Origin of the sequence: Vreelandella aquamarina (assembly GCF_020075495.1) — a bacterium.
GTDB classification, from domain to species: Bacteria; Pseudomonadota; Gammaproteobacteria; order Pseudomonadales; family Halomonadaceae; genus Vreelandella; species Vreelandella aquamarina_A.
This window is the reverse complement of sequence record NZ_JABYQT010000004.1, coordinates 250,128-264,071: the sequence shown is the minus strand read 5'-3', so window position 1 is coordinate 264,071 and position 13,944 is coordinate 250,128. Positions and strand designations below refer to the sequence as shown.

General features: G+C 61.5%; 13 protein-coding genes. 5 read left to right on the top strand and 8 right to left on the bottom strand.

Annotated features, from left to right (window positions below):
* The first annotated feature begins 107 nt into the window (after positions 1 to 107).
* Positions 108 to 1,616 (top strand): YifB family Mg chelatase-like AAA ATPase, encoded by a 1,509-nt coding sequence (locus tag HW452_RS08765; protein WP_224105729.1) that lies wholly within the window; start codon positions 108 to 110, stop codon positions 1,614 to 1,616.
* A gap of 24 nt (positions 1,617 to 1,640) precedes the next feature.
* Here the strand turns inward: HW452_RS08765 and HW452_RS08760 are convergent, their stop codons facing one another.
* The 4 genes from HW452_RS08760 to HW452_RS08745 form a co-directional block, all read right to left on the bottom strand.
* Positions 1,641 to 2,471: a sulfurtransferase gene (locus HW452_RS08760; protein WP_224105728.1), complete on the bottom strand. Its 831-nt coding sequence runs from the start codon at positions 2,469 to 2,471 to the stop codon at positions 1,641 to 1,643.
* Positions 2,472 to 2,863: 392 nt separating this feature from the next.
* Complete coding sequence (locus HW452_RS08755; RefSeq protein WP_224105727.1) at positions 2,864 to 3,274, bottom strand: hypothetical protein; 411 nt, start codon at positions 3,272 to 3,274, stop codon at positions 2,864 to 2,866.
* Positions 3,275 to 3,446: 172 nt separating this feature from the next.
* Positions 3,447 to 4,037, bottom strand: coding sequence for an NADPH-dependent FMN reductase (locus tag HW452_RS08750; protein WP_224105726.1), 591 nt, complete (start codon positions 4,035 to 4,037; stop codon positions 3,447 to 3,449).
* Positions 4,038 to 4,065: 28 nt separating this feature from the next.
* On the bottom strand, positions 4,066 to 5,061 hold the full coding sequence (locus tag HW452_RS08745; RefSeq protein WP_224105725.1) for an alpha/beta hydrolase: 996 nt from the start codon (positions 5,059 to 5,061) through the stop codon (positions 4,066 to 4,068).
* 178 nt (positions 5,062 to 5,239) lie between these two features.
* Here HW452_RS08745 and HW452_RS08740 point away from each other — a divergent pair, with 178 nt between their 5' ends.
* Complete coding sequence (locus HW452_RS08740) at positions 5,240 to 7,414, top strand: malate synthase G (RefSeq protein ID WP_224105724.1); 2,175 nt, start codon at positions 5,240 to 5,242, stop codon at positions 7,412 to 7,414.
* 67 nt (positions 7,415 to 7,481) lie between these two features.
* Positions 7,482 to 7,892, top strand: coding sequence for a PaaI family thioesterase (locus tag HW452_RS08735; RefSeq protein ID WP_224105723.1), 411 nt, complete (start codon positions 7,482 to 7,484; stop codon positions 7,890 to 7,892).
* Between the two features lie 91 nt (positions 7,893 to 7,983).
* Here HW452_RS08735 and paoC read toward each other — a convergent pair whose 3' ends face one another.
* Genes paoC through HW452_RS08720 form a run of 3 tightly spaced genes read right to left on the bottom strand, consistent with a single transcriptional unit; the run spans position 7,984 to position 11,690 of the window.
* The gene (gene paoC, locus HW452_RS08730) at positions 7,984 to 10,164 is read right to left on the bottom strand and encodes an aldehyde oxidoreductase molybdenum-binding subunit PaoC (RefSeq protein ID WP_224105722.1); all 2,181 of its coding nucleotides are present in this window, start codon (positions 10,162 to 10,164) and stop codon (positions 7,984 to 7,986) included.
* Positions 10,165 to 10,167: 3 nt separating this feature from the next.
* Entirely contained in the window at positions 10,168 to 11,118 is a 951-nt protein-coding gene (locus HW452_RS08725) for an FAD binding domain-containing protein (RefSeq protein ID WP_224105721.1), read from the bottom strand.
* Positions 11,115 to 11,690: a 2Fe-2S iron-sulfur cluster-binding protein gene (locus tag HW452_RS08720; RefSeq protein ID WP_224105720.1), complete on the bottom strand. Its 576-nt coding sequence runs from the start codon at positions 11,688 to 11,690 to the stop codon at positions 11,115 to 11,117. Before HW452_RS08720 ends, HW452_RS08725 begins: the two co-directional genes overlap by 4 nt.
* Positions 11,691 to 11,906: 216 nt before the next feature.
* Here HW452_RS08720 and HW452_RS08715 point away from each other — a divergent pair, with 216 nt between their 5' ends.
* Positions 11,907 to 12,896, top strand: a complete 990-nt coding sequence (locus tag HW452_RS08715) for an XdhC family protein (protein ID WP_224105719.1) — start codon at positions 11,907 to 11,909, stop codon at positions 12,894 to 12,896.
* Positions 12,886 to 13,497 (top strand): nucleotidyltransferase family protein, encoded by a 612-nt coding sequence (locus HW452_RS08710; RefSeq protein ID WP_224105718.1) that lies wholly within the window; start codon positions 12,886 to 12,888, stop codon positions 13,495 to 13,497. The genes HW452_RS08715 and HW452_RS08710 overlap by 11 nt, the downstream gene beginning before the upstream one ends.
* Here the strand turns inward: HW452_RS08710 and HW452_RS08705 are convergent.
* Positions 13,478 to 13,861, bottom strand: coding sequence for a DUF423 domain-containing protein (locus HW452_RS08705; RefSeq protein WP_224105717.1), 384 nt, complete (start codon positions 13,859 to 13,861; stop codon positions 13,478 to 13,480). The two genes, HW452_RS08710 and HW452_RS08705, sit on opposite strands and share 20 nt — an antisense overlap.
* Positions 13,862 to 13,944: the final 83 nt, after the last annotated feature.

The following is a 13,944-nucleotide window of genomic DNA, read 5'->3' as shown; positions in this document are numbered from 1 at the left end:
TGATAATCGTTGTTATTTATATCCACTATACAGCGGCCTCGCCAGCGCTATCAACGCCTGCTCAAATAAGTTAAGTTAGGGTTAAGTAAACCTAGCGAGTGAGCGCAATGACCCTAGCGATTGTAGCCACGCGGGCAGGCGTGGGATTGGACGCACCGGCGGTGCACGTGGAAGTACACCTGGCCAACGGCCTGCCCGGGCTCACGCTGGTGGGCCTGCCGGAAACCGCGGTAAAAGAGAGCCGCGAACGGGTGCGCAGCGCCCTGGTCAACGCCGGGTTTGATTTCCCCAACACCCGGCGGATTACGCTCAACCTCGCCCCTGCCGACCTGCCCAAGGAGGGTGGGCGGTTCGACCTGCCGATTGCGCTGGGCATCCTGGCCGCCTCGGGCCAGATTCCGGTAGAGGCGCTGGAAGGCATGGAGTGCGCCGGTGAGCTGGCGCTGGATGGCAAGCTGCGTGCCGTACCCGGCATGCTGCCCTTTGCACTGGCAACGCGCCGGGCCAAGAAAGCCCTGATCATTCCTCGTGAGTGCGCGGATGAAGCCGCACTCGCCGGCGATCTTCCGGTACTGCCTGCCGACACCTTGTGGCAGGTAGTGGCCCACCTGCTGGGTCAGGAGAAGATCGCCCCGCATCGGCTGCCCGCCTCAGTCAAGACCACCACGCCCATGGCGGATCTGGCCGATGTGCGCGGCCAACAGCAGGCGCGCCGGGCGCTGGAAGTCGCCGCTGCCGGGGGACACAACCTGTTGTTCGCTGGCCCGCCGGGCACCGGCAAGACCATGCTCGCCAGCCGCCTGCCGGGCATTCTGCCGCCGCTTGGTGAGGATGATGCCTTGGCAGTGGCCGCCGTGCGCTCGGTGTGCGGGCTACCCCTGGATGCCGACTGGGGCAAGCGCCCGTTTCGCCAGCCGCACCATAGTGCAAGTGCCGCCGCGCTGGTGGGCGGCGGTTCCAAACCCAAGCCAGGGGAGATTTCACTCGCTCACCACGGGGTGCTGTTTCTGGACGAGCTGCCGGAGTTTTCCCGCAACGTACTGGAAGTGCTGCGACAGCCGCTGGAAACCGGTGAAATACACCTGGCCCGCGCCAGCCACGAGCGCCGTTACCCGGCGCAGTTTCAACTGGTAGCCGCCATGAACCCTTGCCCCTGTGGGCACCTGGGCGACCCGCGCCAGCGCTGCCAGTGCAGCGCCAGCCAGATCCAGCGCTATCAGGCGCGGCTTTCCGGCCCCCTGCTGGACCGCATCGACCTGCAGGTCGAAGTGCCTGCCCTGCCGCCGGAACAGCTCACCGCCCAGACCCAAGGCGAATCGTCGGATGCGGTGCGCGAGCGCGTGATGGCAGCCAGGGAGCGCCAGATGGCGCGCGGCGCGCTCAATAGCCAGCTTGGCGGCAAGGCGCTGGAAGCCGCCTGCGACCTGAACGATGAGGAGCGCACCTGGCTTGCCAACGTGCTGGAAAAACTCAAGCTCTCCGCCCGCGCTTACCACCGCGTACTGCGCGTGGCGCTGACGCTGGCTGATTTACAGGGCGAACCCAAGCCCACCCAGGCGCATCTGATCGAGGCCATCGGCTATCGGCAGCTGGACCGGATGCTGGGGAAAGGTTGAGAGTGCTACTACAAAGGGTCGCCATCAACTCGTATGGCGGCCGCTCATTACCCACGCTGTCCATGAGCCATCGAACAGCGAAAGGTGCTCGTACCCGGCAAGCTCCGCTGCCACCCATACGATGCAGGCGGTGATGCCGGAGCCACAGCTGAAGGCCAGGTGGTCCGACGGCTCAAGCTGCTTGCTGCGCATGAGCGCTGCAATTTCCTCGCGGCGCTTGAAGTGCCCGTTTTCCAGAAGCTCGGTAAAGGGCAGATTGACGGAGCCTGGAATATGGCCACTGGGCAATTCCGGTCGAGGCTCGGGGGTCTGCCCTGAAAAGCGCGCAGCACTTCGGGCATCCACCACCTTTAAGCGCTGGCGTTCGATGTTATCGTGAACTTCATCCACGCTGACCACGCTTTTATTGGCCTGGAGCGCAGGCGAGGCAGTCAACGGCGTTGGAGCAGAATAGCCCTGCTGAACCGGCAGCGACAGCGAGAGCCAATGGGGCAAGCCGCCATCCAGCAGGTTTACTTTCTTGAAGCCTGTCTGGGCAAGCAGCCAATAGGCCCGCGGGGAGGAGTAAACGCCGCGGTTATCGTAGACCACGATCTCGTCTTCGGGGCTCAAGCCAAGCCCTTGGCACGCCGCTTCCAAGGCCTCTTTCGCGGGCAACGTATGTGGAAACGTCGCTTCCCGGTCAGAAAAGACCTGCTCGATATCAAACTCGAGAGAGCCTGGAATCTTGCGATCATCCTCCGGCACGTAGGCCGCAATGGGGCTGTTGGGCAGCGAGGCGTCCAGCACTTTGGGCGGCGCATCACTTGCCAGGCGATCCAGCAGCTCATGGGCACTCATCAGAATATCTGACATGTGTAAAACATCCTTGAGTTAAAGGCAATCTCCCCCCTACCTTAGAGGACAAACCTAAGCCCACCCAACCGCATTTTATAGGAGCCATTGGCTACCGGCAGCTGGATAGGCTATTGAAGTGTGCTTAACTCGACAATTGGTTCCGCCATTTTAAACAAGTAGATAGCGGAAAAGTTTTAAAGCTTTATTCGCAATTTTTTTCTAACATTTACTAGAACTGCTTTTCGACCTCCTCAAGTCGAAATAAAATCTCTACTATCTACTCTAGAATATAGAGAATGCATATTTACTATTGGGTATATACTTGATAAGAACATTATCGGCATGCAACTTCAATCCGGCAACCTCGTGTCGTGACTCAATCATATTAAAAAGTTCGGCCTTAGGTTTTCTTAAATGAATACCAAGTACCCAGAAAGACCTAATATCCAAAGATGACGCCCTGATTTTGGCAATTTTTCTATATCTTTCATCATATTATAGAAACATACGCTAGCTTCTGGGTGCTGCTTTACTTCCAGGGCTGCATACGCATCTGTCCGCCATCCTTTCTTACGAATTATAAAATCGGGACGACAAAAAGATCCCATCTTCTCCCTTCGACGGTCAAACTCTACAGCGTACTCACGCCACCATTCAGGCATGGAGTGATGCTGGCTGAGGAAGTTGGCGAACTCAACCTGAAACCAGACTTCCCAACCCGTAATATTTTGCTCTTCAATAATACTTAAAGATCTACCCACTCTTCGCTGACGAAAAAACTCTTCAATCAGTTCTGTCAAATACTGAAAATCTCTATTCATTTATTAATCATTCTATTGATCTTCGCTTGTAAGCTCTTTGCCTACTCATAACCTGTTTAATAATTTTATCACTAAATCAATGATAGTTAATACATAAAAGTTTAAGCCCGATTTTTCCATCCGCACCTACGGTAATTGAATAGGCTGTTGAAACGGGCTTGCCTGATAGGCCCTAAAGTAGAATTTTCTCGCTGGTACACGCCAGAATATCCACCAGCCGCTGGCAAAGGGCATCAAGCTTTTTGCTATTGGTTTCTTCGATAAACGCGCCCGTTTCATCAAAAGCAGTATGAGCTTTGGATAGCGACATGGGCTGGGGCAGTACGATCAAACCCAGATTGGCTAGCAGTTGCTGGGCTAGCGGCATGGCGCGAATGCCGCCTAGCCCGCCGGGGGATGCTGACACCAGCGCGGCCCATTTACCTGAGTAAAGTGCCAGGCCCGGCGTGTCTTCATAAGGGCGAGACAGCCAGTCCAGCGTGTTCTTCAAAAGCGGGGTGATAAAACCGTTGTATTCTGGTGAGGCGATAAACAGCGCCTGGTGATCGGCTAAAAGCTTACGCAGTTTAAGCACGTTCTCGGGTATACCCTGGGTTTCGATATCTTCATCAAACAAGGGGCAAGGGTAGTCTTTTAAATCCACGAACGTTGCCACACCGCCCAGCGCTTCAATACGCTTGGCCACCAGCCGGGCTAGCTGCTTATTGAGTGAGCCTTGGCGGCTACTGCCTGCAAATACTAATACCTTGGGCGCTGCAGTCATCTGTTAAAACTCCTGTTAAGTAAATGGCTTATTGGTCGGTAGCTTCAAGCTTTCCGGCGGGCATCCCATCAATAAACGTATTGATGGCCTCAAACAGCACCTGGCGAATCGGCTCTGCTTCGTTGACCAGATGGTGCCGCGCTTCCGGATGATGGTGAATCTCAGCGTTAGTGAACTTCTCCCCCAGGATGTTCAGGTTCCACTCCCAATCCACCGTCAGATCCTGCTCGCCCTGTAGAATCAGCGTGGGCACATCCACCGGCGCCAGCGCCAGCAGTCGCGGCATCCAGCGGCGCATGGCGCTTACCCAGGCCACGCTCAGGCGTTCGGGCTGAAGCGGGTCGTGGTCGCGCAGGAAATCGGTGAAAGCTTCATCGGTCGAGTTGGGCCGGTACTTGCGCGGAAGCTCCTTGAGAAACGGGCTGGCGATCAGGTGTACCCAGCTGGCCTGGCTCCAGCGCCAGGGTCGCACCAGCGGTGCCAGCAGTACCAGCCCGTCCCAGCCTGCCTGCTCGCGGCGGCTCAAGGCGTCGGTGGCAAGAATGGCAGCCCCGGTGCTCTGGCCCACGCCCAGCCAGGGCTTGGGCGCCAGGCCCTGGGTTTCCAGGGTGGTCTGCACGTGGGTCAGGCAGTGCTGGTAGTCGTCGAAATCCTCGATTTCCGCTCGCGGGCCGCTGGAAAGGCCGTGGCCGGGGAGATCCCACAGCACCACCCGCCAGCCCTTGGCCAGCAGGTGCGCCAGCAGGTGGCGATAAAGCCCCAGGTGATCGAAATAGCCGTGCACTACAAACGCGGTGCCGCTTGGGTTGGGCGGGCTCCACACCTGACACCACAGGGCAAAACGCCCGGTATCGATGAACCCTGCATGCACCGCTTCGGTGCCTTCCAGCAGTGCTTCCAGGCCATAGTGCAGAAAATAGTCCTGCACGACGCCCCACAGCGGCTCACCCGGTATCAATCGAGAAAACGCTGATTCGCCTGCCACCTGCCGAAACAAGCCTTCCAGTTGTTGGAAATTGTGCATCAGTGCTTCTCCCTGAACGTCATGCGCGCCTTTCTCATCATTTGGTCGAGCATTGTACTGCTTTACGGTCTACGCTGTTTACATGCCCATGCAGTTGTGGAAGTATTTTCCATAAACGTGCTTTTACTCTGCCCCAGGCCATTTGATCCCCCTTGGGCACCTTCACAGGAGAAACCCCATGAGCGAGCGTATCACGCGCCACCGGTTACAGGTGGCCGCCGAGCTGGACCGCTTTATCAGCGAGCAGGCGCTACCCGGAACGGGCGTCGATGAAAGCACCTTCTGGGCCGGTGTCGATGCCCTGTTTCATGATCTGACCCCAAAAAACCAGCAATTGCTAGCAGAGCGTGACGCGCTGCAGGAAAAGCTCGATGCCTGGCACCGCGAAAACCCGGGCCCGGTCCGCGACATGCCCGCCTACCGCGCGCACCTGAAAGAGATCGGCTACCTGGCCGAAGCGCCGGCCAGCGTCAAGGCCAACACCGCCAATGTCGACCGCGAAGTGGCGCTTCAGGCAGGCCCGCAGCTGGTCGTACCGGTCAGCAACGCACGCTACGCCCTTAATGCCGCCAACGCGCGCTGGGGCAGCCTTTACGACGCGCTTTACGGCACCGATGCCATCTCCGAAGACGATGGCGCGGAGAAAGGCAAACGCTTCAACCCCAAGCGCGGCGAAAAAGTCATCGCCTACGCGCGTGGTGTGCTCGACCGAGCGGCTCCGTTGGCCACCGGCTCCCACCGTGATGCGGTCAAGTACGCGATTCGCGATGGCCACCTGGTGGTAACCCTGGACGGCGGCCGCGACACCGGGCTCAAGGATTCAGGCAAGCTGATTGGCTTTACCGGCGAAATGTCCGCGCCTGACACTATCCTGCTGGCCAATAACGGCCTGCACCTGGAAATCCAGATCGATGCGGATCATGCCATTGGCAAGACCGACCCGGCGGGCGTGAAAGACGTGGTGGTGGAAGCCGCGCTGACCACCATCATGGATTGCGAAGACTCCGTGGCCGCGGTGGATGCCGAAGACAAGGTTGGCGTCTACCGCAACTGGCTTGGCCTGATGAAGGGCGACCTGGAAGAGCGCATCGAGAAAGGCGACCAGACCTTTACCCGCAAGCTCAACGCCGACCGCACCTGGCAGACCACTGAAGGCGGCAAGGTCACCCTGCCCGGCCGTTCGCTGATGTTCGTGCGCAACGTGGGCCACTTGATGACCACCCCGGCCATTCTGGACGAGGCGGGCAACGAGCTGCCGGAAGGCATTCTCGACGCCGTGATGACCTCGCTGCTCGCCCTGCACGATCTGAAGAAAGACGCCGACCAGCCGCGCAACTCGCGCACGGGTTCGGTATATATCGTCAAGCCCAAGATGCACGGCCCCCAGGAAGTGGCGTTTGCCAACGAGCTGTTCGGCCGCGTCGAAGACATTCTGGGCATGAGCCGCGACACCCTGAAAATGGGCATCATGGACGAGGAGCGCCGCACCACGGTCAACCTCAAGGCGTGCATCAACGAAGCCTCTTCGCGGGTGGTATTCATCAATACCGGGTTCCTGGACCGCACCGGCGACGAGATGCACACCGCCATGGAAGCCGGCCCCATGGTGCGCAAGGGTGACATGAAGTCAGCCGCCTGGATCACCGCCTATGAAAAGAACAACGTGCAGGTAGGCCTTGCCTGTGGCCTGCGCGGCCGCGCTCAGATCGGCAAGGGCATGTGGGCCATGCCGGATCTGATGCACGCCATGCTCGAGCAGAAGATCGGCCACCCGAAAGCCGGTGCCAACACCGCCTGGGTGCCATCACCCACCGCCGCCACGCTGCATGCGCTGCACTACCATCAGGTCAACGTGGCGGACGTTCAGCGCGAGCTGGAAGCCCAAGGCGAGCCGGACTTCCTGGACGATCTGCTCAGCGTTCCGGTGGCGGAAAACGCCAACTGGTCCGATGAGGAGATTCAGCAGGAGCTGGACAACAACTGCCAGGGGATTCTGGGCTACGTGGTGCGCTGGGTCGAACACGGCGTGGGCTGCTCCAAGGTGCCGGATATTCACGACGTGGGCCTGATGGAAGACCGCGCCACGCTGCGCATCTCCAGCCAGCACATCGCCAACTGGCTGCACCATGGCATCGTGGATGAGGCCCGCGTGAAGGAGACCCTCACGCGCATGGCGAAAGTGGTCGACGAGCAGAATGCCGGCGACCCCACCTACACCGCCATGAGCAGCCACTTTGAAGACTCCACGGCCTTCAAGGCCGCCTCCGACCTGATCTTCAAGGGCCGTGAGCAGCCATCGGGCTACACCGAGCCGCTTTTGCATGAGTGGCGTCAGGTTCACAAGGCGAAGTAAGCCGGTTTCATGATACAACTAGCCCCAAGGCGTATGTCTTGGGGCTTTTTTATACAGGACAACAACAATGACCGTAATGACCGTCGACGAGATAGAGCAGTTTCTGGACGAGGTGTTTCCCCAGCGGATGGGGCGAATCGAGAGCGTGGGTGACAAGTGCGCCGCCATGCGCCTGAAAGTAGGGCATGAACACCTGCGTCCCGGTCCGCGGGTGAGCGGGCCGACGATGATGGGGTTTGCGGACGTGGCGCTTTATGTGGCGATTCTCGGCCAGATAGGCCCGGAGCCGATGGCGGTGACCAGCGACTTCAACTGCCACTTCCTGCGCGCCGCCTCCGGCGATCACGACATCATCGCCCACGCCAGGCTGATCAAGCTCGGCCGACGATTAGGTGTGGGCGAGGTACAGGTATTTTCCGCCGCTGATGATACTCGCCCGGTCGTTCACGTGACCGCAAGCTACGCGCTGCCCTCGTGACACGCCGGAACGCGACACTTTAGAAAATAAAAGACCCAGCACCAACTTACCGGGGCTGGGTCTCTCTTATGCTGTCGGTATTACCTGGCGCTTACGCCCCAGGCAGCCGGTCGAGCATGCGATCCAGCGTCATCGGGTAGTCACGCAGGCGGATGCCGGTGGCGTTGTACATGGCGTTGGCAATCGCCGCCGCGCCGCCGCAGATACCGAGCTCGCCCACCCCCTTGGCCTTGAGCGGTGCCGAAGCGCCGTCCTGGGTGTCCAGAAAGATCACTTCCTGGTCGGGAATGTCGGCGTGCACCGCGATTTCGTAACCGGCCAGGTCGTGGTTGGGGAAGAAACCGCGCGCCGTGTCGATGTTGAGGCTTTCCGTCAGCGCCGCACCGGTGGCCATGGTCATGCCGCCCAGTACCTGGCTGCGCGCGGTGATCGGGTTCAGGATCCGCCCGGCATCGCACACCGAAAGGGTACGCCGCAGCCGAGTTTCGCCGGTGTAGGCGTGTACCGCCACCTCCACGAAGTGCGCCGCGAAGGTGCCGATTTCGAGCTCGTCCTTGAAGTCGCCAAAGTGCAGCGTATCCTCGCCGACGATCTCTTCGCCGTTGGCGACCTCACCAAGGGCCAGGTCGGTACCCGCGGCCACCACACGGCCATTCTCGAAGCGCGCCGACTCGATTCCAAGGCGCTTTTCGATCTCGCCCTGAAGCGCCACGCACGCCGCATACACACCGGCGGTGGAGCTGGCCGCGCCCATCTGGCCACCGGAACCGGATGCTGACGGGTAGGCGCTGTTGCCCAGACGCACGTCCACGTCGCTCATTTCCAGGCCCATGGTTTCGGCAGCGGTCTGGGCGATGATGGTGTAGGAGCCGGTGCCGATATCGGTCATGTCGGTCTCGACGATCAGCCGGCCGTTTTGCAGGTGCACCCGGGCGCCGGAATCCAGCGTGGGCGCGCCGCGGTAGGCGCCGGCCATGCCCTGGCCGATCAGCCACTGGCCTTCGCGACGGCTGCCCGGCGTCTTGTTGCGTTCGCTCCAGCCAAAGACCTCGGCGCCTTTTTGCAGGCACTCCACGAAGTGGCGGTCGCTGTAGCGCTTTTCGGGCTCTTCCGGATTGACCTGGGTATCGTTGAGAATGCGAAACTCGACCGGGTCCATGCCGAGCTTCTCGGCCATTTCGTCCATGGCGATTTCCAGCACGGCCAGGCCCGTGGCCTCGCCCGGGGCGCGCATGTCGGCGGATTCCGGCAGGTTCATGTCGATGGCATGATGGGCCACGCGGCGGTTTTCGCCGGCGTAGAAGCAGCGCGTCTGGTTGACTGCATCCTCGCCGCTACCGCCGGGCAGCGTATGCGAGATCGCCGAGTGGTCGAAGGCGGTAATGCGCCCATCCTTGTTGGCAGCGATGCGCAGGCGCTGCACGGTGCCGGAGCGGTGCGTGGCATTATTGAAGATGAACGGGCGCGGCAGCGCTACCTTCACCGGGCGGCCGGTTTCTCGGGAGCCCAGTGCGGCCAGCACCGCGTCAGCGCGGACCCACAGCTTGCCGCCGAAGCCGCCGCCAATGTAGGGGCTCTCCAGGCGGATATGCTCCGGGTCCATCTCGAAGATAGTCGCGAGCCCCTGGCGGGACCACTCGATCATCTGGTTCGAGGTCCACAGCGTGAGGTTCTTGCCGTCGCACCAGTCCGCAATCGTGGCGTGGGGCTCCATCATGGCGTGGCTTTGCGACGAAGTGTGATAGATCTCGTCGAGTGTCACGTCCGCACGCTCGAACGCCGCATCCACATCGCCCACATGGGAAACCACGTCGCGATCCTGCAACCGTTTCCAGGCATCGTCCAGATCGAACTCGCCGGGTGTTTCCTCGTACTCCACCTCGATGAGCCTTGTGGCAGCGCGGGCCTGCTCCAGGGTACCGGCGATGACCACGGCAATCGCCTGATGGTAGTGCTCGACGATGTCGCCGCCAAACAGCTTGGCCACGTTGCTTTCGGGGCGGGGCAGCTCATCGATATCGAGTGCTGTGATCACTGCCACCACGCCCTCGGCGCTGCGCGCCGCCGTGGCATCCATGCGGGTGATGCGCCCCTTGGCGATGCTTGATCCCAGCGGGTACCCCACCAGGGGGTTCTCCGCGACATCATGGCGTTCGTAGGCGTAGGGCGCCGTGCCGGTCACTTTCAGTGCACCGTCGACCCGAGTGTGGGGCTTGCCGATGATCCGCGCACGGTCGAAGAGGTTCTCGTCGGCTGATTGATTAAAGTCCATGCATCACTCCTTTGCCAGCAGGGCGGCCAGCGTACGTTCGGCAAGCGTCAGCTTGTAGGCGTTTTCCTCGGTAGGGCGCGCACCGTCCAGAAGCTTTGCCATCACCGCCTGGGCACCATTGCCAAGCTCGGCATCGGCATCATCGCGCCGCCAGGGTTTGGGGGCCACGCCACCCAGTGCCACACGGCCCTTGCCATCGTCGGTCTCGACCAGTGCCACCGAGACCAGCGCAAAGGCGTAGGAGGCGCGGTCGCGCACCTTGTAGTAACGCTGGCGCCCACCGACCGGCGCGGGCAGTACCACACCGGTGATGATTTCACCCGGCTCAAGGGCGCTTTCCACTTCCGGCGTATCGCCGGGAAGCGGATAGAACTCATCAAGCGTGAGCCTGCGCGTCTGGCCTTCGGGGCTGATGGTTTCGACCTCGGCGTCCAGCACGCGAAGGGCAACGGCCATGTCCGAGGGGTGCGTGGCGATGCAGTGGTCTGAGGTGCCGATCACGCCCAGCTGGCGGGTGTCGGCACCGTCGTCGAGCGCTGCGCAGCCCGCGCCGGGTTCGCGCTTGTTGCAGGGCATGGCCGGATCGTAGAAGTACGGGCAGCGAGTACGCTGCAACAGGTTGCCACCGGTGGAGGCCTTGTTGCGCAGCTGGCTCGAGGCACCCGAGAAAAGCGCCCGGCTCAGCACCGGATAGTCACGCCGGATACGCTCATCGGCGCCCAGGGCAGTGTTGCTGACCAAGGCGCCGATGCGCAGGCCGCCCTCGTCGGTCTCGACGATATCGTCAAGGCCGGTGCCGTTGATATCGATCAGGTGCGCAGGCACTTCGATCTCGTGCTTCATGAGATCCAGAAGGTTGGTGCCTCCGGCGATGAACTTGCTGCCGGGCACTTCGAAGGCGCGTGCGGCGGCCTGGGCGGCATCGTCGATGCGCTCGTAGGAAAAGGCTTTCATGACCGCTCCTCGGCAACTTGTTCTTTGGCAACCTGGTTGATGGCTTTCAGAATGTTGGCGTAGGCGCCGCAGCGGCACAGGTTGCCGGACATGCGCTCGCGAATCTCCTCATCGCTGATCTCGATGGGGCCTGAAAGCTCCTTGGTAACATGGCTCGGAATACCGGCGCGGATCTCGTCGAGCGTCGCCTTCGCCGAGCAGATCTGGCCCGGCGTGCAGTAGCCGCACTGGAAGGCGTCGTTGTCGATGAACGCCTGCTGCATCGGGTCCATGTGCTCGACGTCGCCCACCCCTTCGATGGTGGTGATCTCGTCGTCCTGGTGCATGACGGCCAGGGTCAGGCAGGCATTCACCCGTTCGCCATTGATGTTCACCGTGCACGCGCCGCACTGGCCGTGGTCGCAGCCTTTCTTGCTGCCGGTGAGTTTGACGTGCTCACGCAGCGCGTCCAGAAGCGTGGTGCGGTTATCCAGCGTCAACGTATGGCGTTTGCCATTGATGGTCAGTGAATAGGTACTGCTGTCGGAGGTCACGGTCTTGGTCTGTCTTTCGACATTATTAGAGAAGTTCATTGCTATCTGCCTTCCTTGCGCGTTGCTAACGCTCGTTTGATGCCATGAGGTATTCAGCATAGACACGATTGCGCCAGGTAGCCCACGTCTGTGACCAAACCTTGCAAAACCAGGTGGCTCCCCCCTCTTTCACGCCAGGTGCGCTACGCTATGACACGTCTACCCCACGCAAGACAGGCAATGGATGCCGTTTGCCAACGATTGGAAACGTTTGAAATGCAACATTTGGACCTGCAGGTTATCGAACAAGCGCTTACCTGGTCCCGAGAGGGCGAAACGATCTGGCTTTGCACCGTGCTGGCCACCTTCGGCTCATCGCCTCGCGCCCCCGGCTCGTGGATGTCAGTCACCCGGGATGGCCGGCACCGCGGGTCGCTCTCCGGCGGCTGTGTCGAGGATGATTTCATTGCGCGCCTAGGCGAGGGGCAGTTCGAACAGGCCGTCTGCGTCATACGCTACGGTGATGCCGACGATGAACGGGGCGGGCATATCACGCTGCCCTGCGGCGGCATTCTGGAGGTACTGGTGGAGCGTTTGCCCGCCACGCCGAATACCCTGGCGCACCTGGACACGTTGAAGGCGGCACTTGAAGGCCACCAGCCGCTCATGCGCCACGTCGATATCCACCGTGGCACGCGCTGCTTTTCCGAAGACACCTCACTCGGGCCGCGGGTGATATGGCCTGCCGACGAGCATGCGCCACACCGGGTAAGCATGCGCCTTGCTCCCACCCGGCGGCTGATCATCGCCGGTATTTCGCCAGTCTCCAGCGCCTGTGCCGCGTTTGCCGTCACCCTGGGTTTTGAAGTGATCGTCTGCGACCCCGACGCCGCCGCCTGCCAGGCGTTTGACGTTCCCGGCGCGACCGTCAAGGCAGAGCTGCCTTCCCGGTACATTGCCACCCACCGCTGCCACGATGCCACTGCCATCGTGGCGCTCACCCACGACCCAAGAATTGATGACCTGGCGATGATGGAGGCGGTGCGCACGCCCGCCTTTTATATCGGCGTGATGGGATCTGCTCGCACCTCAGCGGCGCGGGCAGAGCGGCTGAGGCGCTCCGGCGGGCTAAGTGACGCCGAGATTGCCCGTATCCATATGCCGATAGGTCTGGCACTGGGCAGCAAGACGCCGGCCGAAATCGCGCTCGCGGTCATGGCCGACATCGTGCGCGTTCAGCACGGCAGGGCGCTGGATGCGCTCTGACGCCGCCAGCCCCCTGGTGGTCGCCCTGGTAATGGCCGCCGGCTATTCGCGCCGCTTTGGTGACGACGACAAGCGCCTGGCGCGCCTGGCCAGCGGGCAAACGCTACTGGCCGCCACGGTAGCCCGCGCCCGCCAGGCATTTGCCCATATCCGCGTGGTGATCCGTGAAGAGGATGAGGCGGCACGGCTGGGATTGGCAGACGACGTTGCGCTGATTCGCGTTCGCCAGGCGCATCGTGGCCTGGGAGCAAGCATGGCCGAAGCGGTGACCTCACTTGGCCGCGATACAGCGACAAGCAACGCTACTGCCGTGGCCATACTGCTGGGCGATATGCCCTGGATAAGCCGGGAGGCGCTAACGGCGCTTCAGCAGCGGGCCACGCCCGATACCATCTTGCGGCCGTGTCATGCCGGCAAGCCGGGGCATCCGGTCATCTTCGGGCGTACCCTGTGGCCTGAACTCGAAGCGCTGAGCGGCGCCAGCGGGGCACGCGAGGTGATTCGCCGTCACCCCTGCCGGTACCACGAATACGACATGGCGGACGGCGGCCTGTTTCAGGATATCGACACGCCTGTCGACCTTAGCCGCGGGGCGCTCTGATAACGCTGACTGCCAGGGCCAGCCAGCCGGCCATCAGCAGCACCCCGCCCATCGGCGTGATAATACCCACCCGCAGCCCGGCCAGGGCCATCAGGTAAAGCGAGCCCGAAAAGCCCACCACGCCCAGCGCCCACAGTCCCGCCACCCAGCGCCAGCCGGGCAGGTTGAATATCCGCTGGGCCACCAGCACGCCAAGTACCGCCAGCGTATGCCACGCCTGATAGCGCACGCCGGTCTCCATGACGCTCACCATGGCGGCGCTGGCCCGCTCGGCCAGGCCGTGGGCCGCGTAGGCGCCGAGAACCACCATCAGCACGCCGGACAGCGCCACCCCACACCCGATCATTCGCTCATCACGCCGCATGCCTGCTCCTTTTCCGAATGAATATTTCTGTCGCGGCCAGGGCTCGCCATACCTTGCCCCGCCGGAAAACGCTACAATAGGGC

What these genes read in the sequence shown, in the direction of transcription:
- HW452_RS08765 (WP_224105729.1), top strand. Translation starts at nt 108, where the DNA reads ATGACCCTAGCGATTGTAGCCACGCGGGCAGGCGTGGGATTGGACGCA.
- HW452_RS08760 (WP_224105728.1), bottom strand. Translation starts at nt 2,471, where the DNA reads ATGTCAGATATTCTGATGAGTGCCCATGAGCTGCTGGATCGCCTGGCA.
- HW452_RS08755 (WP_224105727.1), bottom strand. Translation starts at nt 3,274, where the DNA reads ATGAATAGAGATTTTCAGTATTTGACAGAACTGATTGAAGAGTTTTTT.
- HW452_RS08750 (WP_224105726.1), bottom strand. Translation starts at nt 4,037, where the DNA reads ATGACTGCAGCGCCCAAGGTATTAGTATTTGCAGGCAGTAGCCGCCAA.
- HW452_RS08745 (WP_224105725.1), bottom strand. Translation starts at nt 5,061, where the DNA reads ATGCACAATTTCCAACAACTGGAAGGCTTGTTTCGGCAGGTGGCAGGC.
- HW452_RS08740 (WP_224105724.1), top strand. Translation starts at nt 5,240, where the DNA reads ATGAGCGAGCGTATCACGCGCCACCGGTTACAGGTGGCCGCCGAGCTG.
- HW452_RS08735 (WP_224105723.1), top strand. Translation starts at nt 7,482, where the DNA reads ATGACCGTAATGACCGTCGACGAGATAGAGCAGTTTCTGGACGAGGTG.
- paoC (WP_224105722.1), bottom strand. Translation starts at nt 10,164, where the DNA reads ATGGACTTTAATCAATCAGCCGACGAGAACCTCTTCGACCGTGCGCGG.
- HW452_RS08725 (WP_224105721.1), bottom strand. Translation starts at nt 11,118, where the DNA reads ATGAAAGCCTTTTCCTACGAGCGCATCGACGATGCCGCCCAGGCCGCC.
- HW452_RS08720 (WP_224105720.1), bottom strand. Translation starts at nt 11,690, where the DNA reads ATGAACTTCTCTAATAATGTCGAAAGACAGACCAAGACCGTGACCTCC.
- HW452_RS08715 (WP_224105719.1), top strand. Translation starts at nt 11,907, where the DNA reads ATGCAACATTTGGACCTGCAGGTTATCGAACAAGCGCTTACCTGGTCC.
- HW452_RS08710 (WP_224105718.1), top strand. Translation starts at nt 12,886, where the DNA reads ATGCGCTCTGACGCCGCCAGCCCCCTGGTGGTCGCCCTGGTAATGGCC.
- HW452_RS08705 (WP_224105717.1), bottom strand. Translation starts at nt 13,861, where the DNA reads ATGCGGCGTGATGAGCGAATGATCGGGTGTGGGGTGGCGCTGTCCGGC.